The following is a 21,180-nucleotide window of genomic DNA, read 5'->3' on the forward strand; positions in this document are numbered from 1 at the left end:
GAACGTTCCGGTGTGCCCCGCACGGTGAGCCCTGCGATCAGGCAGCGGCGGCCGGCCAGGCGTCGGCCAGCATCTTCCGCGTGTCCGCCAGCAGCTGCGGCAGCACCCGGGTGTGCCCCACCACCGGCATGAAGTTGGCGTCACCACCCCACCGGGGCACCAGGTGCTGATGCAGATGCGCGGCGATCCCGGCCCCCGCCACCGCACCCTGGTTCATCCCGATGTTGAAGCCGTGCGCCCCCGAGGCCGCCCGCAGGGCGGCCATCGCCCGCTTGGTGAAATCGGCCAGCTCCAAAGTCTCCGGACCGTCCAGCTCGGTGTAGTCCGCGACATGCCGGTACGGCACCACCATCAGGTGCCCGCCGTTGTACGGGTACAGATTCAGCACGGCGTAGACCTTCTCACCGCGCGCCACGACGAGCCCGTCCTCGTCCGACAGCGCCGGAATGCCGCAGAACGGACAGCCGTCCCCGGCCTCCGGGCCGGTCGGCTTGTTCTCGCCCTGGATGTACGCCATCCGGTGGGGCGTCCACAGGCGCTGGAACGCGTCGGGCGTCCCCACTCCGATCTGCTGCTCCGGCTCACTCGTCATGCCGATCAGCATATTGCTTCACCTGTGCGGAGCGTGTCGCCGGGGCCGATCCCGTTCACGCACCGCGATGCTGAGCCCATGAGCGTGCGCTGTACCGCTGGGAGCACGCCGCCCAGGGCGCCTCGATCCGCACGTTCGGTGACGCCGTCTGGTGGGCGTGCGCGACGCTGACGACGGTGGGGTACGGGGATGCCGTGCCGGTGACGGCGGGCGGCCGGGTCATCGCGGCGGGGCTGATGGTGTGCGGCCTCGGGCTGCTGGGGGCGGTGACGGGCGCGTTCTCGTCGTGGCTGATCCAGGTGTTCCGCCGGGAGGACGAGAAGGAGCCCCCGGCGAGCGGGTAGCTCGGCCGGGGGCTCATCCCCGCTTGCGCGGGCAGTGGTCAAGCTCGTTGCCAAGCTTGCGGTGATCCCGCGGGTCATCCCCGCTCGCGCGGGGACCGCATCACACCTGAACGCGACGCTCCACCACGTCAACGAGCTTGGCGATCGCTTCGTCACGGGCAATGCCGTTCTCCTGCGACCCGTCGCGGTACCGGAACGACACCGTGCCCGCGTTCATGTCGTCGTCGCCCACGATGATCATGAACGGCACCTTGGCGCGCTGGTGGTTCCTGATCTTCTTCTGCATCCGGTCCGACGACGCGTCCACGTCGACGCGCAGGCCCTTCTTCCGGGCCTCCGCCGCGAACTCCTGGAGGTACGGGATGTGGGTGTCGCCGATCGGGATGCCGACCGCCTGGACCGGGGCCAGCCACACCGGGAACGCGCCCGCGTAGTGCTCCAGGAGCACCGCGAAGAAGCGCTCGATGGAGCCGAACAGCGCGCGGTGGATCATGACCGGGCGCTGCTTGGAGCCGTCCGGACCGGTGTACTCCAGGTCGAACCGCTCCGGCAGGTTGAAGTCGAGCTGAATGGTCGACATCTGCCAGGTCCGCCCGATGGCGTCCCGCGCCTGCACCGAGATCTTCGGGCCGTAGAACGCGGCACCGCCCGGGTCCGGGACCAGGGGCAGGCCCTGCTTCTCGGCGACCTGGCGCAGCGTCTCGGTGGCCTCTTCCCAGGTCTCGTCCGACCCGACGAACTTGGTCTCGTCCTTGGTGGAGAGCTCCAGGTAGAAGTCGGTGAGCCCGTAGTCGCGGAGCAGGTTCAGGACGAAGGTGAGCGTCCGGTCCAGCTCCTCCGCCATCTGCTCACGGGTGCAGTAGATGTGCGCGTCGTCCTGCGTGAAGCCGCGCGAGCGGGTCAGGCCGTGCACGACGCCCGACTTCTCGTACCGGTACACGGTGCCGAACTCAAACAACCTCAAGGGCAGTTCACGGTACGAACGGCCGCGCGCGTCGAAGATCAGGTTGTGCATCGGGCAGTTCATCGGCTTGAGGTAGTAGTCCACCCCGTCGTCGAGCTGCATGGGCGGGTACATGCCGTCGGCGTACCAGTCCAGGTGGCCGGACTTCTCGAAGAGCTTGCCCTTGGTGGCGTGCGGCGAGTAGACGAACTCGTAGCCCTCCTCCTCGTGCCGGCGGCGCGAGTAGTCCTCCATGGCCCGGCGGATGACGCCGCCCTTGGGGTGGAAGACGGCGAGGCCGGGGCCGATCTCGTCGGGGAAGGAGAAGAGGTCCAGCTCGGCGCCCAGGCGGCGGTGGTCGCGCTTGGCGGCCTCCTCCAGGAACTCCAGGTGCGCCTTGAGCTCGTCCTTGGTCGGCCAGGCGGTGCCGTAGATGCGCTGGAGCATCGGGTTGCGCTCGCTGCCCCGCCAGTACGCGGCGGCGTTCCGCATCAGCTTGAACGCCGGGATGAACCGGGTCGTCGGCAGGTGCGGACCCCGGCAGAGGTCCTTCCAGCACAGCTCGCCGGTCTTCGGGTCGAGGTTGTCGTAGATGGTCAGCTCGCCGCCGCCCACCTCGACGTCCGCGCCGTCGTCCGAGGAGGCGGAGCCCTTGATGCCGATGAGCTCCAGCTTGTACGGCTCGTCGGCCAGCTCCTCGCGGGCAGCCTCGTCCGTCACGACCCGGCGGGAGAACTTCTGGCCCCGCTTCTGGATCTCCTGCATCCGCTTCTCGATGGCCTTGAGGTCCTCGGGCGTGAACGGCTTCTCGACGTCGAAGTCGTAGTAGAAGCCGTCCTTGACCGGCGGGCCGATGCCGAGCTTGGCCTCGGGGTGCAGCTCCTGCACGGCCTGGGCCATCACGTGGGCGGTGGAGTGCCGCAGGATGTTGAGGCCGTCCTCGGAGGAAATCAGGACGGGCTCGACGGTCTCGCCGTCCTTGAGCTCGTAGGCGAGGTCCTTCAGCTCTCCGGCGACACGGGCGGCGACGACGGTGCGCTCGCCGGGGAAGAGCTCGGCTGCCGTAGTGCCCGTCGTCACCACGCGCTCTTCCCGCTCGGAATCGCGTTGGATGGTCACACGGACGTCTGACACCGGTCTCTCCTGACTCAGGGGGCGCACCGCATTCCTCTAGCGCGTGCAGAAGGAATCGTACCGAGCCGACGGCCCCCATTGCGAAAGGGCCGGTTTCCGGCCTACTCCCCCGCGCACGCCTCCTCGAAGGAGTCCACGTTCTCCTGGAGCGACTTCATCAACCGGTCCCGCTCCTCGTCGTCCACCTGCACCGGGACGACCTGCGAGGCGCCGGTCAGCCGCCGGAAGCCGCCCCGGTTCTCCAGCCTGCCCTCCACCCGGACCGGCAGCCCCACGAGGTGGGCCTGGCCCGCGATCCGGTACGCCTCCTCGTCCAACTCGATCCGGACGTGCGGCACCTCGGCCCCGGCGAGCACCCGCAGCCGTACGATCCCGGCGCCGCGCGGCCCCGAGCGGCGCAGGCGGACGACGGCGCCGGTGATCCGTACGGTGACGGCGGGTTCGTCGCGGAGGTAGCGGGCGCCCGCGCGGCGCAGGGCGGGCAGGCCGCCCGGGGAGAACTCCACGGGCTCGGGGCGGGCGGGGCAGCCGTCAGGGGTACCTGCGGCGGGCGCCCAGTCCAGTGCTATCCCGGCTCCTCCGAGCCCCGGACGAGGGCGACGAGCGCCTCGGTCAGTTCGCGGCTGACACCCGCCGCGACGGCGGTGTCGAAGGCTTCCGACGGGGCCTAGGGCGGCGAGGGCGCGGCGGCGGTGGCGGGCGCCGTGGTGGCCGGCCCTGCCCCGGGCGGCGAGCGCGCCGGCCAGCAGGATCTGCCGGGCGGCGCCGTGCAGCCGTTCCGCGCCGAGCCAGCCGGCCGCTCCGGCGGCGGGTTCCGGGACCTCGCGCCACCAGCGGATCTCGTCGCTGGGGACGGTGAGGGCGATCAAAATCTCGCGGGCGGCGGGGGTGGCGGTGCGGGCGAGGGCGGTCAGTGCCTCGCCCAGCAGGTCCTCGCTGTCACAGAAGGCGGTGGTGCGGGGCAGGAGCAGGCTGGTGGTGCCCAGCGGCTGTACGGTCCGGCGCCCCCGCCGCGCCGGTGCCAGCCGTGCCGGGCGAGCAGGGCGCCGAGCACCGCCGGATCGACGCGGGCGGGGTCGGGCAGGGGCCAGGGGTGCGCGGCGGCTTCGCCGGCGCGGGTGACGGGCTCGTCCATGGGCCGGTGCATCAGGGTCTCCCTCCTGCCCCGACGCGGGTCATGATCTCGCAGAGCGCCCGGTCGTCGAAGATGCGCGAGGTCAGGAGCCGCACGGTGGTCCGGTGGCGGCCTGTCACGGGGTGGCCGGCCGGGTTGGTCCAGTAACAGCGGTGCCGCAGGTCGAGGCTGTCGGGCCCGGCCCGCAGCCAGTCGTCCCGGCTGCGCGGCACGAGCATCACGACCAGGATCTTGTGCACCGAGACGGGCGTCCGGGCGAGCTTGACGAGGTGGGCGTTGTCGAGGGTGAAGGAGAAGGCCGGGCCGGGCGGCCGGGCCGGTATCCGGTAGGTGCATTTCAGCTGGACCTTGATGGTCACCTCGTCGTCGACGACATGGCCGGGGGCCCCGTGGCTGACGTGCCAGTCGATGCCGTTGTCGGGGAAGGGCTGCGACAGCGAGCAGCCCGCCGCGGCGGCGACCGCGTGCAGGTAGCCCACCTGGAGGGTCTCCATGCAGGCGGTGGTGGCGAGTGCGCCGCGCAGCGGGGCGGCCCGCTGGGGCAGCAGCCCGCTCGGTTCGGGCTGGGCGAGCGCCATGGCTCCCTGGACCTTCCGGGCCGTACCGATGGGGATCTCCGGGTGCCGGGCCGTCAACTCCCGGCCCTGGTGCCTGTGCTGTCACCGCACGGGGCGGTCCGCAAACGGCGTATCAGGCAAAGGGTGCGGGTATCACCGAACCGGGCAGGGGAATCACGCCATCTGCCGTGCGGGCACGAGGAGTTCGGGGATGACTCATTGGTACGAAGGGCCGCTGGCCGCTTTCGACACGGAGACGACGGGTGTGGACGTCGAGGAGGACCGGATCGTGTCGGCCGCCCTCGTGGTCCAGGACAGGGCGGGCGGTCCGGTGCGGGTCACGCGCTGGCTGGTGAATCCGGGGGTGCCGGTGCCCGAGGGGGCGACCGAGATCCACGGCCTGACCGACGACCACCTGCGGCGCAACGGGCGGTGGCCGGCGCCCGCGGTGGAGGAGATGGCCCGGGCTCTGGCCGGGCAGAGTGCGGCGGGCCGGCCGCTGGTCGTGATGAACGCGCCGTTCGACCTGACGCTCCTGGACCGGGAGCTGAAGCGGCACCGGGCGTCGTCGCTGGGCGCCTGTCTGGAGCGATCGCCGCTGTGCGTGCTGGACCCCCGGGTGCTGGACAAGCATCTGGACCGCTACCGCAAGGGCCGGCGCACGCTCACGGATCTGTGCGCGCTGTACGAGGTGGTGCTGGACGGGGCGCACGACGCGGCGGCGGACGCCACGGCGTCGCTGGAGCTGGTCCGGGCGGTGGGGCGCAGGTTCGCGACCCGGCTGGAGCGGCTGACGCCGGCGGAGCTGCACACGCTCCAGGCGGTCTGGCATGCCGCCCAGGCGCGGGGACTTCAGGCATGGTTCGCGCGGAGCGGGACCCCGGAGACGGTGGACCCGGCCTGGCCGCTGCGCCCGGAGCTGGGTACCGCCGCGCGAGGAGACGCAGAGGCCGGTCCGTCGGTGGTGCTGACGGACCGGCCTCTGTCGGGGTGGGCGATACTGGGTTCGAACCAGTGACCTCTTCGGTGTGAACGAAGCGCTCTCCCACTGAGCTAATCGCCCGGGAACGGATTGAACCATACAGGGCTCGGCGGCTGTGGTTCAAACCGCTTGCGGCGCGGCTTCGGACGCCCGTCCGCGAAGGGTGCGGCACACGTACTCAGCGGGAGATCTGAGTACGTGTGCGCATGTCCGCCCGGCGTGGCGCGCAGCACACTCCCGTTCATGGAACATGTGCCGCCACCCGCCGAGGAATTGGTGCTCCTCGACCGTGAACTGGCCCGGCTGGACGCCCGCCGGTCCCAGCTGCTGACGCGTCGCACCTGGTTGCTGAGTGTGCTGGGGACCGCCGGCGCCGCGCCGGCCCCCGCTCCCGGTCCGTGGGGTCCGCCCCGGGGGCGGGCCCCGGTCGCGCCCTGGGGTCCGGCCCCGGTCGCGCCCTGGGGTCCGGCCCCGGGGCAGCCGGCTCCGGCGTTCGGTCCGCCGGCCTCCGCACCGCGCGCCCACAGCGCGCAGAACGTGCTGCTCGTCCTCGGCGGCCTGCTGCTGACGGTCGCCGCGCTCGCGTTCACGCTGGTGAGCTGGGGGGACATGGGGATCGGCGGCCGCAGCGCGGTGCTGACGGCGGTGACGGCCGGGGCGCTCGTCGCGCCGGCCGCGCTGCTTCGCCGGGGGCTGTCCTCGACGGCCGAGGCGCTCGCGGGGCTGGCCTCGGTACTGATGGTGCTCGACGCGTACGCGGTGTACGAGGTGGCGGTGCCGGAGGCGGACGGGGCCGGTTACGCGGCGACCGCATCGGCGGTGCTGGCGGTGCTGTGGGCGGCCTACGGTCTGCTCCTGGACCGGCTGCGGCTGCCGCTGCCGCTCGCGGTGTGCACCGCGCAGCTGCCGCTGGTGCTGTGGGCGTGGGCCGAGGGGGCGGGGCCGCTGTGGTTCGCCGGGGCGCTGCTGGTGACGGCCGCGCTGGACGGCGCGCTCGCCCTGCGGCTCGGGCGGGCCTCGGTACGGATCACGGCGTGCGTCGGTCTGTGCGTGACGGGCGGGGCGGGGCTGCTGGTGGCCCTGGTGGAGTCGCTGACGGCGGGTGGGCCCGCGGGCGCGGTGGCGCCGGGGGCGCTGCTGCTGGCCGGGGCGGGGCTCGCGCTGGCGGGGGCCCGTACCGCTCCGGAGCCGTTCGGGGCGGCCGGCGGCACGGTGGCCGGTCTGGCGGCCGTGGCGGCGGTGGGCGGGGTGGCGGCCGCCGGGGTGCCGGACGGCTGGCCGGTGCTGGTGTACCTGCTGTGCGGTGGGGCGCTGCTCGCCGGTGTGCGGGCTCCGCTGGGGCGTGCGGCGGCTCGGGGGCTGGTCCGGGCCTCCGGGGTGGTGACGGCGGGTGCGGTGCTGGTCTCGTTGCCGCCGGTGACGGTGGTGGCGGCGGGCCCGGTGACGCGGCTGGGCGGCGTGTGGTCCGGCGTTCCGGACAGTGCCCGGGAGGCGGTGGGCGCGGGCGAGCTGCCGTGGCGGGAGATGGTGGCGGCCCCGGTGGTGCTGCTGCTGGTGGCCGTGGCGCTCGGGGCGGCGTACCGGTGGTGGGAGGACCTGGTGCGGTGGGCCGGCCTCGGTGCCCGGCCCGCGTGGCGGGGTGCCGCGGGTTCGGCGGCGGTGGCGCTGGCCTGGGCGGGGCTCACGGTGCTGCCGGCCGCGCTCGACCTGTCCTTCGCGGCGGCCCTCGCGGGGCAGCTCGTGCTGGTGGTGGCGGCGTTCGCCGTCGCCGTGGGCGGGCTTCGGGTCGGCGCGTCGGGCGTGGCGCTGACGGCCGGGGTGACCGGGTCGGCCGGTGCGGTCGGGGCGGGGCTGCTGTCGCTGGCGACGGAGGCGGCCACGTACACGGCGTTCGGTCTGCTGGTGGTGGTGTTCACGGCCGTCGCGGTCGCCCTGGAGGCGCGGGCGGCCGGGGCGCGGACGCCGGGGCCGGTGGCGGTGCGGGCGGCGTCCGCGTGTGCGGCCGTGGGGTGCGCGCTGGTTCCGACGGCCGCGCTGGGTGCCTCACTGGGGCTCGCGGTGCACGAGACGGCTCCGCTGCTGCTGGCCGTCCCGGCGGTGACGGCGCTGCTGGGCGCCCGGCTGAAGGGCCACCCGGTGGCGCTGCCGGTCGAGGTGACCGGTGCGGCGGCGGGTCCGGTGGCCGTGGCCATGGCGCTGGGCGACGCGCGGTTCCTGGCCCTGGTGCTGGCGCTGTGCGGGGTGCTGGCCTCGGGGACGGCACTGCGCCCGGAGCGGCGTCCGCTCGCCGGGTATCTGGCGACCGGGCTGTTCGTGCTGGCGGCCTGGGTGCGGCTCTCGGTGTCCGGGGTGTCCGCCCCGGAGGCGTACACCCTGCCGGTGACCGTGCCAGCGCTCGTGATCGGGGTGCTGCGGCGGCGCCGCGATGCCTCGGCGTCGTCGTGGACGGCGTACGGGGCCGGGCTGGCGGTGACGCTGGTGCCGTCGCTCTTCGCGGCCTGGACGGACCCGCACTGGCTCCGGCCGCTGCTGCTGGGGGCCGCGGCGCTGGTGATCACGCTGCTGGGGGCGCGGCTGCGGCTCCAGGCGCTGCTGGTGCTGGGCGGGGCGGTGCTGGCGCTGGACGCGCTGCACGAGCTGGCGCCGTACGTGGTGCAGGTGGCGGGCGCGCTGCCGCGCTGGGTGGCGCCGGCGCTGGCCGGGGTGCTGCTGCTGGCGGTGGGAGCGACGTACGAGAAGCGGCTGCGGGACGCCCGGCGGCTGAAGGAGGCGCTGGGGCGGATGCGGTGAGGTGGCCTGGGGGGTGTCTTGCCGATCTTGGCCGGGTCCGCGGCGTGATCCGGCCCTGATCGACAAGACACCCCCCAGGAACGCCGACGGCCCGGAAGCTCTGGAAGCTTCCGGGCCGTCGGTCCGGGGTGGGCGATACTGGGTTCGAACCAGTGACCTCTTCGGTGTGAACGAAGCGCTCTCCCACTGAGCTAATCGCCCGGGCGCACGCCAAACATTACCCCATGTCAGCGGCGCCCCACGACCATCACCGGGTCACTCGTGGATCTTCCACGGCATGACGATCCCGAACTTCCACACATAGATCCCGACCAGCACCGCGATGATGACGAGGCCGGTCGCCGTGAGGATGATGTTGCGCCGCCGGACCTTGGGGTCGAGCGCCCGCTGGGCGGCCTCGGTGACCTTGCGCCGGGTCCAGCGCAGCACCAGCTGGGCCCAGACGAACTCCGTCGCCCAGATCGCCATGCCGCCGAAGATCACCAGCCAGCCGGGGCCCGGCAGCGGCAGCATGATGATGCCGGCCACCACCACGGCGAGGCCGACCACGAAGACGCCGACCTGCCAGCTCAGGTGCAGCGCTCTGGAGGACTTGATGAAGCCGGGCGCTCTGGAGCCGAGCGCCGGGTCCTCCTTGGCCACTTCCGGTATGACGTCCCCCGTCGCGTCACGGGGCGCTTCCCCCGCCGCGGGAAGCGGTTCGGCCGTGGCGGCGCTCCCGTCCCGCTCGTCACTCTCCGCATTCATGAGGTCAACCTACCGGACCGCCCTCCGTCACTGGAATGGCCGTATGACCCAAAGTTACACACCGCTGTACGAGCTACCTGAAGGGCCACAAAACGGTCAGAGGGGTTTACAACGCCACCGTAGGTGGCATGTCGATTTCGCCGACGTGCGAATCCCCGAGCGCACACTGAGCGAAAGGCCCTGGCGCTTATGAACACCACGGTCAGCTGCGAGCTGCACCTGCGCCTCGTTGTGTCGAGCGAGTCCTCACTGCCTGTACCCGCGGGCCTGCGGTATGACACGGCCGATCCGTATGCCGTGCACGCCACCTTCCACACCGGAGCGGAGGAGACGGTCGAGTGGGTATTCGCCCGTGACCTCCTTGCCGAGGGGCTGCACCGGCCCACCGGCACCGGAGACGTCCGCGTCTGGCCATCCCGTAGTCACGGCCAGGGCGTCGTCTGTATCGCGCTGAGCTCCCCAGAGGGCGAAGCACTGCTCGAGGCCCCGGCAAGGGCCCTGGAGTCGTTCCTGAAGAGGACCGACGCCGCGGTTCCGCCGGGCACCGAACACCGCCACTTCGACCTCGATACGGAGCTCTCCCACATCCTGGCCGAGAGCTGAGCCAGGCCGAGAGCTGCACGGCGCCGTCCGACTCGGGGAGACGGCGTCGCGCGGACAACCTCATACGGCTGGCACCGGCGCCGGTGATCACGGAATCCACCGTGGTGACCGGCGCCGGTGCGCGTCGGTGTGCCCCGCACGCCCCCGTACGCCCCGGTGCGCCCCCGCCGAGCCAGTAGAGTCGAGCGGCATCGGCGGGCGCCCGCCCGCCGGAGGCCAGGGAGCGAAAGCGTGCTGATCCCCCACGACACCCGGATCGCCCTCGACGTAGTGGTCGATCTGGTGAACACCGCGCCGGAGAGCGAGCCGGAAGGGGGCGGGGCCCCGGCCGACGGGCTCGGCGACATCGCGGCGCTCCACACGTTCGCCGCGCGCCACCGGGTGAGCGGGGTCGGCGAACTGGACGAGAAGGACCTGCGGGCCGTGCACGACGTACGCGCCCGGTTCGCCGAGGTGTTCGCCGCGCCGGACGCCCGGACCGCCGCCGCCCTCGTGAACGCCCTGGTGGCCGCCGCGGGCACCACGCCGCAGCTCAGCGACCACGACGGCTACGACTGGCACGTGCACTACTTCTCGCCGGACGCCTCGCTCGCCGACCACCTGGCGGCCGACTGCGGCATGGCCCTCGCCTTCATCATCGTGGCGGGCGAGACGGAGCGGCTGCGGCGGTGCGAGGCGCCGGGCTGCCGGCACGCCTTCGTCGACCTCTCGCGCAACCGCTCCCGCCGCTACTGCTCCAGCCGCACCTGCGGTAACCGCCTGCACGTGGCCGCGTACCGGGCGCGCCGCAGGGAAGCGGCCGGCTGACCGCTCACAGCACGAAGAGATCGTGCAACGCGGCCATCAGCAGCAGGCTGCCGATGACCGTGAGGAAGATCATCAGAGGGGGCTGGGAAAGCGCGAAGAGGCAGCCGCGCGGCTCTTCGCCAGGGGGTGCGGGGGCGTCGCCCCGGGAGGTGTCCACCATTTCGGGACGATCATGACGCAGTCCGGGCCGTGCCGCGTACCAACATCGCTTTTCATGACGGGAGTTCACCCGTCATGGGGGCGGTCGTAATCGCTCCGGCGTCCGAGCGCCCAGCATGTTTTCGAAACTCTTCGCCCACTCCCCCGCTCCCCCTGCCGAACCCGCCGGATCAGGCCAGGTCGCGCAGCATCCTCAGCTGCGCCTGGCGGTGGACGCCGGTGCCGCCCTCGTGGCCGTTCCAGGGGTAGACCTCGATCTCCTTGGGACCGGCCCAGTGGTTGTACGCGGCGAAGACCGTGGAGGGCGGGCAGATGGAGTCCATCAGGGCGACCGAGTAGAGCGCGGGCACGGGGGCGCGGGCGGCGAAGCTGACGCCGTCGAAGTACGACAGGGTCCGGAACACCTGGGACTGCGTGCCGTGCTGAGTGGCCAGGAAGCGGACGATCTCCTGGTAGGGGTCCTCGTCGGTGATCTCGACGGCCCGCCGGTAGTGCGTCAGGAACGGTACGTCGACGAACGCGGCCTTCACGTGCGGGCTGAGGGCCGCGACGGCCTGGGCGATGCCGCCGCCCTGGCTGGCGCCGTTCACGACGATGCGGGCGGGGTCGACGGACGGGTGGCTGCGGGCGACCTCGACGGCGCGGACCGCGTCGGTGAAGACCCGGCGGTAGTAGTACGTCTCGGGATCGAGGATGCCGTTGGTCATGAACCCGGGCGACTGCGGGTTGGCGGCACCGTGCGGGTCGGGGGTGGAGCCCGCCGAGTGGTGGTTGACCGCGCCCTGGCCCCGGGTGTCCACGAGCAGCGTGGCCCAGCCGGCGGCGGGCCACACCAGGTGGTCGAGCGGCAGTCCGCGTCCGCCGCCGTAGCCGAGGTAGTGGACGACGGCCGGCAGGGGCCCTTCGGCGCCCGCGGGCACGTTCAGCCAGGCGGATATGCGGTGCCCTCCCCAGCCGGCGAACGACACGTCGTAGGAGTCGACCGCGGTCATCGCGGCGTCGTAGGGGATGAACTCCGCGTCGAGCGGGTGGGCGGCAGCCTCGTCGAGGGAGCGCTCCCAGAAGGCGTCGAAGTCCTCCGGCTCGTCGGGGTCCGGGCGGTACGCGCGCAGCTGGTCCAGGGGCAGGTCGAACAGGGCCATGGCTTCTCCGTTTCGGGCAGGCGAAAGGAGCAGCACGCGCCACGCGTCCCGCCCCCTGGTGCTGAGTGCCTGACCGCACAGGCCCACAGCCCATCGGGACGTTATGCGGCCTCGCCGGGCAGGGGCAAGGGATCTTGGAGGAATCGATTCAGCGGCCGACGGAACGCGAGCCCCGCCGCGTGCACGCGGCGGGGCTGAGGGGCAAAGACGCCTTCTGGTGTCAGATGCCGTGCTTCTTCAGGATGGCCTCGATGTCGCTGAAGTCGTCACCGGCTCCGGCGGACGCGGACTGCTTGTCCGGCTTGCGCCGCGAGCGCGCGTCGCCGGCCGAGGAGCCGGCGGCCAGCGAGTGGGGCGACGCGGCCGGGGCCACGGCCTCGCCCTGCGCGGCCCGGGCGGCCGCCTTGCGCTCCTTGCGGCTGCCGCCGCCCCGGCGTTCGATCGCGCGGGTGATCATGAACAGCAGCCAGGCCAGGCCCAGGATGCCGAAGCCCAGCCAGACGCTCGGCTTGAAGGCGATGTCCGACACCCACTTCACGACACCCGTCAGCACCAGGCCGACCGGCACCAGCGAGTAGGCGGCGATCCTCGTCGCGGTGAGGAACCGCTTGCGGTACGCGGTAACGGCGGCGATGCCCAGGCCCGCCGCGGACACCGCGGAACAGATGGTCTCGGCAAGCATCGGGCCTCCAGGCGCAGGGGAAACGTCCCTTCCATCCTGCACCGGCCACCGGGTGGGCGGCCACGCCCCGGGCTCACATCAGGGACATCTCAGGGGCCGGAGTCCTCCCCAGGTGCCGGGCGGCGGCCGTGCCGCGCACCCTGCGAGACTGGCCCCATGAGCGATTCCTCCTCCGCGGCACCGGTCGTCCTCGACGTCTGGTGCGACCTCCAGTGCCCCGACTGCCACCGCGCCCTCACCGATGTCCACGCCCTGCGGGCCAGGTACGGGGACCGGATCGACGTGCGGCTCCGGCACTTCCCCCTGGAGAAGAACCGGCACGCCTACGCCGCCGCCCAGGCCGCCGAGGAGGCCGTGGCCCAGGGCAGCGGCCGGCCGTACATCGAGGCGGTTCTCGCCCGCACCGCCGATCTGGCGGGCGGCGGCGAGAAGCTGCTGGTCGAGGTGGCCCGGGAACTGGATCTTGACGCCGAGGAGTTCGACACCGCGCTGATCGACGGCCGGCACATGCTGATCGTGGACGCGGACCAGGCCGAGGGCAAGGCGATCGGAGTGACCGGCACGCCGACGTACGTCATCGGCGGGGAGCGGCTGGACGGCGGCAAGAGCCAGGAGGGGCTGCGCGAGCGGATCGAGGAGATCGCCGACCGGCTGCTCGCCGAGCAGGGCTGAGGGCGCGCGGGCGGCGCTACAGCGGTTTGTCCAGATAGCACTTGGTCGGTGCGTAGCCGAGCGACTCGTACAGCCGCACGGCCGGGGTGTTGGCCGTGACGACGTGCAGGCCGATCCGCGTCTCGCCCGCCGCGAGGGCGATCCGCTCGGCCTGGAGCATCAGCGCCCGCCCGTAGCCCCGGCCCCGGTGCCCCTCCTGCACCTCCACGTCGAACACGTAGCCGACCGGCAGACCGGGGTGCATCTCGAACGGTGACACCCAGACGTAGCCCACCGTCTCGTCCTCGTGGAACAGGTACTCCAGCCGCGCCCCCTCGGTGGCGAGGCCGTCCGGCAGGTACCGGGCGAAGGAGTCGCGGGCCCTGTGCAGCGCCGCCTCCTGCGGGACGCTGCGGCTGACCAGGCTCTCCGCGTACGAGGCGAGCGCCCCGTCCTTCCAGGCGCCGAACTCCTGCGGCGTCATCGGGCGCGCGGTGAGCCCGTCCGCCAGGGCCGGCGGCCGCTCGGGCAGCGTCTTGACCATGTGCCTGCTGCGCTCGGTGTAGCCGAGTGCGGCGGCCAGCCGCTGCCCGGCGGTGTCACCGGCGACCACCTCCGTACACACCTGGGAGCAGCCCCACCCGCGCAGGATCTCCTCCGCGGCCAGCGCGGCGATGGTGCCCCTGCCCCGCCGGCGGACGGCCTCGTCGACGCGCAGGTCCTTGACCACCCCCGTGGCACCGCCCGCCCCCGGTTCGACGGCGAGCGCGACGGAGCCGACGGGGCGGCCGTTGTCGCACACGTCGTACGCGCGCCGCTGTGCGCCGTCGGCGCCTGACCGGATCGGCCCGGACGGCCGCAGTGTCGTCGTCATCAGAGGGTTTCTACCCCCTGCGCACGGGCCCGTCACCCTCTTTTGCGCCCGTGGACCGGGCTGCGGACGCCACCGTCACGGATCGATGTCGTCCGCGGCCCGCTCGTCGAACACGCGCATCGCCTTGGCGGTCACCGGCCCCGGCGCACCCGGCAGATCGCGCCCGTCGACCCGGTGGACGGCCTGGACGTCACGCAGGGTGGAGGTCAGGAAGATCTCCTCGGCCCGGTCCAGGACGTCGAACGGCAGGTCGGTCTCCTGCGCGCCGGTCCACTCCACCGCCAGCGCCCGGGTGATCCCGGCCAGGCAGCCGGAGGCGACGGGCGGGGTGTGGAGCTGTCCGTCCAGGACGACGAAGACGTTCGACCCGGTGCCCTCGCAGAGCCGGTCGGCGGTGTTGGCGAACAGGGCCTCGGACGCGCCCTGCTCGTGGGCGCGGGCGAGGGCGACGACGTTCTCCGCGTACGAGGTGGTCTTGAGGCCGGTGAGGGCGCCGCGTTCGTTGCGCGTCCACGGCACGGTGACGACCGCCGTGGTGTCGGGGCGGCGCTTCACCTCGCCGAGGGCGACGAAGAGGCCGGGCCCGTCGGTGCCCCGGTCGGAGCCGAGGGGCGAGACGCCGCCGGTGAAGGTGATGCGCAGCCGGCCCAGCTCCACCGGGTTGGCCTCGATGACGGCGGTGCAGGCGCGGCGCACCTCGTCCAGGTCGGGGGCGGTCAGGCCGAGGCCCCGGGCGGAGCGGGTGAGGCGGTCCAGGTGCCGGGTGAGGGCGAAGGGCCGGCCCTGGGAGACCCGGAGCGTCTCGAAGACGCCGTCGCCGACGGTGAGCCCGTGGTCGAGCACGGACAGCCGGGCGTCGTCGGCGGGGCGCAGCTCGCCGTTGACCCAGATCCTCATGGTGCGGTCCTTCCGGTCGCTTCGTAGGTGCCCGACGCTACCGCGAGCAGCCTGGACGCCTTCAGTTCGGTCTCCGCCCATTCGCGTTCCGGATCGGAGCCCCAGGTGATGCCGGCCCCGGTGCCGAAGCGCAGGAGGGGGGCGGGTCCGGTGCGGTCGGTCCAGAAGGTCCGGATGCCTACGGCGAGCGAGGCGGTGGCCCGGTCGGCGTCCACCCAGCCGATGCCACCGCAGTACGGGCCGCGCGGGGCGGTCTCCAGTTCGCGGATGATCCGCAGCGCGCTGGACTTGGGGGCGCCGGTGACCGAGCCGGGCGGGAAGGCGGCGGCGAGGATCTCCGGCCAGCCGGCGTCGTCGGCGAGGCGGCCGCGCACGGTGGAGACGAGGTGGACGAGGCCGGGGTGCTTCTCGACCGCGCACAGGTCGGGGACGCTGACCGATCCGGTGGCGCAGATCCGGCCCAGGTCGTTGCGGACCAGGTCGACGATCATCACGTTCTCTGCGTGGTCCTTCTCCAGCAGGTCCGCCTCGGTGCGTCCGGTGCCCTTGATCGGCCCGGACTCGATGGTGCGGCCGTGCCTGCGCAGGAACAGCTCGGGGGACGCGGTGGCGATCTCGACGCCGTACGCCGGGAGGCGGATCGTTCCTGCGTACGGGGCGGGGTTGCCGCGCGCCAGCAGGGCGGTGAGGGCGTCCACGTCCGCCCTGGCCGGGTCGGGCAGCGGGGCGCTCAGCACGCGGCAGAGGTTGGCCTGGTAGACCTCGCCGGCCGCGATGTACGCGCGGATGCCCCGCACGCCCGCCGTGTACGCGGCGCGGTCGAGCGAGGAGGTCCAGTCCCCGGTCGCCGGGCCGTGCCAGGCGCCGGGCACCGGGGCGGGCACCTCGGCGGTGCGTACGGTGTCGAAGCGGGCGCAGAGGAAGGAGCCCTCGAAACCGGCACACACGGCCCAGAAGCCGGAGGAACCGAGGGCGGCGGGATCACTGGTCACATCCCGTAGACCGGAGGCGACGAGGCCGCCGAAGCGGGCCATGGGAGCGAGGTCGTGCACGTTCGCGAGTCTAGGACGGCGCGCGGTGACCTGCGTCGGGGCGGTGCACCTCAGCACGCTGCACAAACGCGTTTTTGTACTGGCCCCGGAATCCGCTAGAGTTCAACACGTCGCCGGGACACGCGAGTAAACCGGAAACGACAAGCGGACGTAGCTCAGTTGGTAGAGCGCAACCTTGCCAAGGTTGAGGTCGCCAGTTCGAACCTGGTCGTCCGCTCGCAGAAGGTGGGGGATCTTCCGGAACTCCCGCCCCTGGTGGAGTGGCCGAGAGGCGAGGCAACGGCCTGCAAAGCCGTCTACACGGGTTCAAATCCCGTCTCCACCTCCAAGGACGATTAGCTCAGCGGGAGAGCGCTTCCCTGACACGGAAGAGGTCACTGGTTCAATCCCAGTATCGTCCACTGATCCGCAAGGATCATCGGTCCGCAAGGATCCCCGCGCGATTAGCTCAGCGGGAGAGCGCTTCCCTGACACGGAAGAGGTCACTGGTTCAATCCCAGTATCGCGCACGCAGTACACGCAGGTTCACCTGCGCGATTAGCTCAGCGGGAGAGCGCTTCCCTGACACGGAAGAGGTCACTGGTTCAATCCCAGTATCGCGCACTGTCATGAAGCCCCGGTCGTCTCGGCGACCGGGGCTTCGTCGTGCTCCCCCGGTCAGGAGGAGAAGAGCATGCGGCCGAAGCTCTTCTGCCGGTAGTGGCCGTGGTGCCCGCCGTGGTGCTGCGGGGCGCCCCACGCGGGCGCCGGAGCGGACGGGTAGGCCGGCGGCGGGGGCGCCTGCTGCGCCCACTGGGACTCGATGCGGGTCAGCGTCTCCAGCTCGCCGTAGTCGAGGAATATCCCCCGGCAGCCACTGCACTGCTCGATCTGGATGCCGTTGCGGTTGTACGTGTGCATCGGTGCGTGGCACTTGGGACACTGCATGGTCGGGCTCACTCCTCGCCATCGGTTCGCCGTCGCCGGATGCATGCCCGCCGACGGTCGGTTCACCCTACGACGCCTGTTCGACGTCCAACTCCGGTGCGAGCGAGGCGATACGGGCACAGGCATCGATCACGACCCGTTCCACCTCATCCGGAGCCCGGCCCTCCGCCGCCGACTTCGCCCATGCCAGCGCCGCGGTCTGCACCGTCAGGGCGCGGGCGGGCACGTCCAGTTCGGGCCACGGGTCACCCTCGGCGCGTACGGCGGGGCCGCCCGCGGCGCGGTAGGCGTCCAGGAAGCGGAGCCATACCTCCGGGGGCAGCAGCCCGGCCGCGTACCAGGCCGCGGGGCGCGCGAGGTCCCAGGCGGGGTCGCCGTGGCCGGCGTCGTCGACGTCGATGAGCAGCCAGCGGCCGTCCGGCGCGCGGTGGCGGAGGAGCTGTCCCAGGTGCAGGTCGCCGTGGCAGAGGAACGTCCCCCGGTCCGCCGGCGGGGGTGATTCGCCCCGGGCCCAGCCCGGCAGCCCGTGCCAGGCGGCGATTACGGGGGCGGTGGCCGGATCACCGGGCCGGGCGGTGCGCATCCGGGCCACGGCGAGCGCGGCCTTGGCCGGGCCGCGCATGGCGGGGAGTCCGGGCCCTCGGATCTCGGTGCGGTGCAGGCGCGCGAGGAGCCCGGCGGCCTCCTCCCAGGGAGCGGCGTCGGGGTCGCCGGGGTCGACCGGCTCACCGTGCGGCCACAGGGTGACGGGGCGGCCGTGCAGCTCGGTGAGGTACGCGGGGGCGGCGTCGGCCGGGTGGCCCGGGGGCGGCCGGAGCGGGAGGGGGGCCAGCAGGGTGCCCGTGAGGCCGGGGCCGGCCGCCAGGCGCAGGCGTGCGGTCAGGGCGGCGGTGTCCGTGCCGGGGGCGTGGGCCTTTGCGACGACGGGGCCGCTGCGGACGACGGTGCCGTCCGCGCGGTCGGCGAGCACGGCCGGGGGCGGGCAGGAGCAGGCGGTGCCCGGGGACGGGTGGGCCGCCCGGTGGGCGAGGTCGCCCAGCGCGCGTACGAGTGCGGTGGTCACGGTCTCCCCCGGTGGCGCGGTACGGGCTCTCGACGGGCGGGCGGAACGGCAGGCCGACGGGCGCCGCGCCCGCGCCGAGCGTGCACGAACGGGAAACGAAGCCGTCCGGGGCAGAGCGTACGCAGAGGGCGGGGAAACGAAACCGTCCAGGGTAGAGCGTACGCAGAGGGCTGGAGGCGGAGCCGTCCGGGCCGTGGTGAACGGGCCCGGACAGCGCGATGTCCGGTCAGCTCCCCAGCTGACCGGACAAACGCTGCCGTCCGCCGCACCCCCGTCCCCACGGGGTTGTTTGGCCGGATGTCCCGGTCCGGACCGCTCTTCCGGACCGGGGGCGCCGCTCAGCGCCCCAGCATCACGCCCACGGACGACGCCTGTGTGACCACTGCTTCCCAGCCGCCGAAGACGACGACGAGCAGGGCCGCCAGGGGAAGAACCATGGCCGTCGCCACCAGCGGGTGACGCGTGCCGGACGACGGGCGGCTGCCGAACGCGGCATGAGCCCTGCGTCCTCGCGTGCGGATGATGGTCCGCGCTGCCGTGTCCGCCATGATTCCTCTCCTGACCTGATGTGGGGCGGCGGGCGTGTGACCTCGGGGGACGAGTGCGACGCCCGCCGCTTGACCTCAACACTAGGGATCGGGGCGGTGGGCGGCGTCATGCCCGCGTACCGAATGCCGGGCCTCCCGGAGGATGAGCCATGAGCGGTCGGCGTACTCCCCTGGGTGGAGACAGGGCTACGCAGGGTTGGGGTCATCCCGGAGGGGACGGTGACTTCACTCACTCCGGCCACGCATCGGCGGACCTCGTTCCCCCTCCTGCGGCGGGTCCCGCAGGCCACCATCTCACCTGTCCCGGTGGTCTCCCCGGCGTCCACGGCCCTCTCGGTCCGTCCCCCCTCCGATGATCCAATCCCCCTGCCGCGACGGCTCTTTGAGAGCGCGGAGGGGCCGGGGTGCCTGTCCGCACGGGCTCCTGACCGCTCCTCACGCCTCCCACCCGGCACTGACAATCGAATCTCCGGCGAGGGCGCGGCCTCTGAGCGCCCCGGGCGACGGGTACGTAAGCTGTGCCTCGTCAGGCGTACCAGGCAGCGGGGATGGGCAGACATGGCGATGATGCGGCTCCGGCGCGAGGACCCGCGTGTCGTCGGCTCGTTCAGGCTGCACCGGCGGCTCGGGGCCGGCGGCATGGGTGTCGTCTACCTCGGTTCGGACCGGCGGGGCCAGCGCGTGGCGCTCAAGGTGATCCGCCCGGACCTGGCGGAGGATCAGGAGTTCCGTTCGCGGTTCGCCCGCGAGGTGTCCGCCGCCCGGCGGATTCGCGGCGGCTGTACGGCACGGCTGGTGGCCGCCGACCTGGAGGCGGACCGTCCGTGGTTCGCCACGCAGTACGTGCCGGGCCCCTCGCTGCACGACAAGGTGGCCGAGGAGGGCCCGCTGTCGGCCGCCGAGGTGGCCTCGATCGGGGCCGCGCTCTCCGAGGGCCTGGTGGCGGTGCACGAGGCCGGTGTCGTCCACCGCGACCTGAAGCCGTCGAACATCCTCCTCTCCCCCAAGGGCCCCCGGATCATCGACTTCGGGATCGCCTGGGCGACGGGCGCCTCCACGCTGACACACGTGGGTACGGCGGTGGGCTCGCCCGGCTTCCTCGCCCCCGAGCAGGTCCGGGGCGCGGCGGTGACCCCGGCGACGGACGTCTTCTCGCTCGGGGCCACGCTGGCGTACGCGGCGATGGCCGACTCCCCCTTCGGGCACGGCAGTTCCGAAGTCATGCTCTACCGCGTGGTGCACGAGGAGCCTCAGCTGTTCGACGTGCACGACGCGCTCGCGCCTCTGGTGAGCGCCTGCCTGGCGAAGGACCCGGAGGAGCGCCCGAGCACGCTCCAGCTGTCGATGCGGCTCAAGGAGATCGCGGCCCGGGAGGCCCAGGGGCTGCACGAGAGCCGGCCGCCCGTCCAGCGTTCGGCGCAGGAGGCGGACCGGCCGACCGGCCGTCTGGACGGCCCGTACACGGAGCAGCAGACCCGCCGGGCCGTCGGTCCGCCGCCCGGTTCGCGTCCGCAGAACCGGCCGTCGTCGCGTCCGGCGCCGTCCCGCACCGGCGGCGGGCGTCCGGCGCAGCAGCCGCCGCGCGGGGCGACCCGTCCCGGCAGGCGTCCGCAGGGCACCAACGGGACGAACGGCAGGCCGGGCACGCGACCGGGGACCCGGACGACCTCGACCGGGCGGCGTCCGGCCAATCCCCGGCTGCTACGGCAGCGGCTCGTCGTCTTCGTGGTGGTGACGCTGCTGGTGGCCCTGGGGATCGCGGCGGCGCAGGGCTGCCAGGGGCCGGCCCGGGGCCTGGGCGCGGACCTCGGCCATGGCGGGAGCCAGAAGCAGGGTCAGAGCCAGGTGCAGGACCGGCAGTAGCGGGCAGAGCCAGGTGCAGGACCGGCAGTAGCGGGGCCGGGTCTAGTTTTCCGGGCGGCCCGTCGCCACCGCGTAGAAGGCGACCGCCGCCGCGGCCCCGACGTTCAGCGAGTCCACGCCGTGGGCCATCGGGATGCGCACCCACTCGTCGGCGGCGACGAGGGCCTGGGTGGAGAGGCCGTCGCCCTCGGCGCCGAGCATCAGGGCGACCTGGTCCATCCGGTGCGGCGCCGCCTCCTCGATGCTGCTGGCCTTCTCGTCGGGGGTCAGCGCGAGCAGCGTGAAACCGGCCTCGCGTACGGTCTCCAGGGCCTTGGGCCAGGTGGGCTTTGCCCGGTTACGTAGACATCTGCGACCTATGCAGCCAGATTCAGGCTACGTGATGTGATGCCTTGTCGTTCGAACTCGACCGGGCTGATGTGGCCGAGGGCAGAATGGCGGCGCCGGTTGTTGTACCAGGCGAGCCATGAGAACACCGCCATGCGGGCCTCGGAAGTCTGTCTCCAGCGTTCCGTGTGGAGGAGTTCTCTTTTGATGCTGGCGAAGAATGATTCCGCCATCGCGTTGACGCTCCTATAGTTGTCAACTCGCTGTGGGGAGGGTCCGTGGTGCGGGTCGGATCAGGTGGTAGACCTCGCGGATGACGTAGCGTTTGAGGCATCGGATGATCTCGCGTTTCGTCTTGCCC

General features: G+C 72.8%; 19 protein-coding genes, 7 tRNA genes and 4 pseudogenes. 12 read left to right on the forward strand and 18 right to left on the reverse strand.

All coding sequences use genetic code 11. The features are described from left to right. Positions 1–37: 37 nt before the first annotated feature. Positions 38–604 (reverse strand): HIT domain-containing protein, encoded by a 567-nt coding sequence (locus E6R18_RS27795; RefSeq protein ID WP_136319647.1) that lies wholly within the window; start codon positions 602–604, stop codon positions 38–40. Between the two features lie 74 nt (positions 605–678). Here E6R18_RS27795 and E6R18_RS27800 point away from each other — a divergent pair. Beyond that, positions 679–936, forward strand: a pseudogene (locus E6R18_RS27800) (potassium channel family protein); the annotation flags it as partial. A 100-nt stretch (positions 937–1,036) separates the two neighbouring features. Here E6R18_RS27800 and thrS read toward each other — a convergent pair. The 3 genes and pseudogenes from thrS to E6R18_RS27815 form a co-directional block, all read right to left on the reverse strand. Beyond that, a complete protein-coding gene (gene thrS, locus E6R18_RS27805) occupies positions 1,037–3,013 on the reverse strand; it encodes a threonine--tRNA ligase (protein ID WP_136319648.1) in 1,977 nt (658 codons plus the stop codon). A 101-nt stretch (positions 3,014–3,114) separates the two neighbouring features. Further along, positions 3,115–4,148 (reverse strand): annotated as a pseudogene (locus E6R18_RS27810) (hypothetical protein). A gap of 11 nt (positions 4,149–4,159) precedes the next feature. After that, on the reverse strand, positions 4,160–4,726 hold the full coding sequence (locus tag E6R18_RS27815) for a DUF4365 domain-containing protein (protein ID WP_136319649.1): 567 nt from the start codon (positions 4,724–4,726) through the stop codon (positions 4,160–4,162). Between the two features lie 190 nt (positions 4,727–4,916). On the opposite strand from E6R18_RS27815, the pseudogene E6R18_RS27820 reads away from it, so the two are divergent. After that, positions 4,917–5,639, forward strand: a pseudogene (locus E6R18_RS27820) (3'-5' exonuclease); the annotation flags it as partial. A 57-nt stretch (positions 5,640–5,696) separates the two neighbouring features. On the opposite strand, the gene E6R18_RS27825 reads toward E6R18_RS27820, so the two are convergent. Beyond that, a tRNA-Val gene (locus E6R18_RS27825) sits at positions 5,697–5,768 on the reverse strand. Between the two features lie 162 nt (positions 5,769–5,930). Here E6R18_RS27825 and E6R18_RS27830 point away from each other — a divergent pair. Further along, the gene (locus E6R18_RS27830; protein WP_136319651.1) at positions 5,931–8,477 is read left to right on the forward strand and encodes a hypothetical protein; all 2,547 of its coding nucleotides are present in this window, start codon (positions 5,931–5,933) and stop codon (positions 8,475–8,477) included. Between the two features lie 129 nt (positions 8,478–8,606). Here E6R18_RS27830 and E6R18_RS27835 read toward each other — a convergent pair. Together E6R18_RS27835 and E6R18_RS27840 are read right to left on the reverse strand one after the other, a co-directional pair. Further along, a tRNA-Val gene (locus E6R18_RS27835) sits at positions 8,607–8,678 on the reverse strand. Between the two features lie 54 nt (positions 8,679–8,732). Further along, positions 8,733–9,224 (reverse strand): TIGR02611 family protein, encoded by a 492-nt coding sequence (locus tag E6R18_RS27840; protein ID WP_136319652.1) that lies wholly within the window; start codon positions 9,222–9,224, stop codon positions 8,733–8,735. A gap of 189 nt (positions 9,225–9,413) precedes the next feature. Between E6R18_RS27840 and E6R18_RS27845 the strand changes: the two genes are divergently transcribed. Both E6R18_RS27845 and E6R18_RS27850 read left to right on the forward strand, forming a co-directional pair. Continuing rightward, complete coding sequence (locus tag E6R18_RS27845) at positions 9,414–9,827, forward strand: SsgA family sporulation/cell division regulator (RefSeq protein ID WP_003959770.1); 414 nt, start codon at positions 9,414–9,416, stop codon at positions 9,825–9,827. A gap of 231 nt (positions 9,828–10,058) precedes the next feature. Continuing rightward, the gene (locus tag E6R18_RS27850) at positions 10,059–10,634 is read left to right on the forward strand and encodes a CGNR zinc finger domain-containing protein (RefSeq protein ID WP_136319653.1); all 576 of its coding nucleotides are present in this window, start codon (positions 10,059–10,061) and stop codon (positions 10,632–10,634) included. A 4-nt stretch (positions 10,635–10,638) separates the two neighbouring features. On the opposite strand, the gene E6R18_RS34205 is transcribed toward E6R18_RS27850, so the two are convergent. The 3 genes from E6R18_RS34205 to E6R18_RS27860 form a co-directional block, all read right to left on the reverse strand. Next, complete coding sequence (locus tag E6R18_RS34205) at positions 10,639–10,794, reverse strand: hypothetical protein (RefSeq protein WP_018551415.1); 156 nt, start codon at positions 10,792–10,794, stop codon at positions 10,639–10,641. 169 nt (positions 10,795–10,963) lie between these two features. After that, positions 10,964–11,935 carry an acetylxylan esterase gene (locus E6R18_RS27855; protein ID WP_136319654.1) on the reverse strand — a complete coding sequence of 324 codons (972 nt, stop codon included), beginning with the start codon at positions 11,933–11,935 and terminating at the stop codon, positions 10,964–10,966. Positions 11,936–12,155: 220 nt separating this feature from the next. Then, positions 12,156–12,617, reverse strand: a complete 462-nt coding sequence (locus tag E6R18_RS27860) for a hypothetical protein (protein WP_168712455.1) — start codon at positions 12,615–12,617, stop codon at positions 12,156–12,158. Positions 12,618–12,773: 156 nt separating this feature from the next. Here E6R18_RS27860 and E6R18_RS27865 point away from each other — a divergent pair, with 156 nt between their 5' ends. Beyond that, positions 12,774–13,289 carry a DsbA family protein gene (locus tag E6R18_RS27865; RefSeq protein ID WP_136319655.1) on the forward strand — a complete coding sequence of 172 codons (516 nt, stop codon included), beginning with the start codon at positions 12,774–12,776 and terminating at the stop codon, positions 13,287–13,289. 16 nt (positions 13,290–13,305) lie between these two features. Here E6R18_RS27865 and E6R18_RS27870 read toward each other — a convergent pair whose 3' ends face one another. From E6R18_RS27870 to E6R18_RS27880, 3 genes are all read right to left on the reverse strand, one after another. After that, positions 13,306–14,142 (reverse strand): GNAT family N-acetyltransferase, encoded by an 837-nt coding sequence (locus E6R18_RS27870; RefSeq protein WP_136319656.1) that lies wholly within the window; start codon positions 14,140–14,142, stop codon positions 13,306–13,308. 75 nt (positions 14,143–14,217) lie between these two features. Next, on the reverse strand, positions 14,218–15,039 hold the full coding sequence (locus E6R18_RS27875) for an aminodeoxychorismate lyase (protein WP_136319657.1): 822 nt from the start codon (positions 15,037–15,039) through the stop codon (positions 14,218–14,220). Then, entirely contained in the window at positions 15,036–16,073 is a 1,038-nt protein-coding gene (locus E6R18_RS27880; protein ID WP_136319664.1) for a chorismate-binding protein, read from the reverse strand. The genes E6R18_RS27875 and E6R18_RS27880 overlap by 4 nt, the downstream gene beginning before the upstream one ends. A 162-nt stretch (positions 16,074–16,235) precedes the next feature. On the opposite strand from E6R18_RS27880, the gene E6R18_RS27885 reads away from it, so the two are divergent. The 5 genes from E6R18_RS27885 to E6R18_RS27905 all read left to right on the forward strand — a co-directional run bounded on the left by E6R18_RS27885 (position 16,236) and on the right by E6R18_RS27905 (position 16,694). Next, positions 16,236–16,308, forward strand: a tRNA-Gly gene (locus E6R18_RS27885). 37 nt (positions 16,309–16,345) lie between these two features. Next, positions 16,346–16,419, forward strand: a tRNA-Cys gene (locus E6R18_RS27890). A 1-nt stretch (position 16,420) separates the two neighbouring features. Beyond that, positions 16,421–16,492 (forward strand) — tRNA-Val (locus E6R18_RS27895). 36 nt (positions 16,493–16,528) lie between these two features. Beyond that, positions 16,529–16,600: transfer RNA gene (locus E6R18_RS27900), tRNA-Val, on the forward strand. 22 nt (positions 16,601–16,622) lie between these two features. Continuing rightward, a tRNA-Val gene (locus E6R18_RS27905) sits at positions 16,623–16,694 on the forward strand. 54 nt (positions 16,695–16,748) lie between these two features. Here E6R18_RS27905 and E6R18_RS27910 read toward each other — a convergent pair. The 3 genes from E6R18_RS27910 to E6R18_RS27920 all read right to left on the reverse strand — a co-directional run bounded on the left by E6R18_RS27910 (position 16,749) and on the right by E6R18_RS27920 (position 18,629). After that, complete coding sequence (locus E6R18_RS27910) at positions 16,749–17,018, reverse strand: zf-TFIIB domain-containing protein (protein WP_136319658.1); 270 nt, start codon at positions 17,016–17,018, stop codon at positions 16,749–16,751. 67 nt (positions 17,019–17,085) lie between these two features. Beyond that, a complete protein-coding gene (locus tag E6R18_RS27915; RefSeq protein ID WP_136319659.1) occupies positions 17,086–18,081 on the reverse strand; it encodes an aminoglycoside phosphotransferase family protein in 996 nt (331 codons plus the stop codon). A gap of 338 nt (positions 18,082–18,419) precedes the next feature. Next, positions 18,420–18,629 (reverse strand): hypothetical protein, encoded by a 210-nt coding sequence (locus E6R18_RS27920; protein ID WP_136319660.1) that lies wholly within the window; start codon positions 18,627–18,629, stop codon positions 18,420–18,422. Positions 18,630–19,187: 558 nt separating this feature from the next. Here E6R18_RS27920 and E6R18_RS27925 point away from each other — a divergent pair. Continuing rightward, positions 19,188–20,492, forward strand: a complete 1,305-nt coding sequence (locus E6R18_RS27925; protein ID WP_136319661.1) for a serine/threonine-protein kinase — start codon at positions 19,188–19,190, stop codon at positions 20,490–20,492. Positions 20,493–20,534: 42 nt separating this feature from the next. On the opposite strand, the pseudogene E6R18_RS27930 reads toward E6R18_RS27925, so the two are convergent. Both E6R18_RS27930 and E6R18_RS27935 read right to left on the reverse strand, forming a co-directional pair. After that, positions 20,535–20,816: pseudogene (locus E6R18_RS27930) on the reverse strand (TrmH family RNA methyltransferase); the annotation flags it as partial. Positions 20,817–20,848: 32 nt separating this feature from the next. Then, on the reverse strand, positions 20,849–21,052 hold the full coding sequence (locus tag E6R18_RS27935) for an IS3 family transposase (RefSeq protein WP_136319662.1): 204 nt from the start codon (positions 21,050–21,052) through the stop codon (positions 20,849–20,851). Positions 21,053–21,180: the final 128 nt, after the last annotated feature.

It is taken from the genome of Streptomyces sp. A1277 (assembly GCF_004795015.1).
Lineage (GTDB): Bacteria > Actinomycetota > Actinomycetes > Streptomycetales > Streptomycetaceae > Streptomyces.